Genomic DNA, 661 nt, shown 5'->3' on the forward strand with positions numbered 1-661 from the left:
TTCGCCCGCCCTGGCCTTGACCGTGGTCGGCGCCGGCGCCTCGCTGCCCGCGCCCACCTTCAGCCCGGCATTGAAACCTGGCGACGTGCTGGACCCCGCCGACCTGGCCACGGGCGGCATCTACGTCAAGGTCGCCGTCGGCTCGCCGTTGTACGTTGGCGGCAAGGCGCGGCTGCACTGGGAGGGCTCGAGCACGAGCATCAACCCGCCGGTGGAACTGCCCATCACTGCGGTAGGGGATTTGAGCTTCTGGGTGGACAAGACCCGCTACGTGGACCCCAACCTCAATGGCTCGGTCAACGTGTGGTACGAGCTGATTCCCAGCGCGGGAGCCACGGGGGTTTCCGAAAGCGTGCTGATCTCGGTGCAGGATGCCGCGAGCCAGACGTGGCCGGCGCCGCAGATTCACGATCATACCGGTGGGCCGGTCACGTCCTGGAGCCCTGTCAAGCCAGGCACCACACAAGCCAACACCGCGAGCTTCGTGCTGCGCGATATGCGCCTGCGCATAGGCGATAGCGTCATGCCGTTCTGGCGTGTGGCGGGGAATGCGGACCAGGCGATCCCGCCCATCACCGTCAGCGTTGCGGGTGAAGCACAGGGGGCCATTCCTGCGCCGATTCTGGCGGCTTCGCTGGGCAAGACGGCGGAGGTGTTCTAC

General features: G+C 67.0%; 1 protein-coding gene. It reads left to right on the top strand.

All coding sequences use genetic code 11. From position 1 onward, the window contains the following. On the top strand, window positions 1-661 hold a 661-nt coding region (locus tag IFT44_RS21025; protein WP_192176523.1), incomplete at both ends, for a hypothetical protein.

The organism is Pseudomonas sp. CFBP 13710, assembly GCF_014842235.1.
GTDB lineage: Bacteria > Pseudomonadota > Gammaproteobacteria > Pseudomonadales > Pseudomonadaceae > Aquipseudomonas > Aquipseudomonas baltica.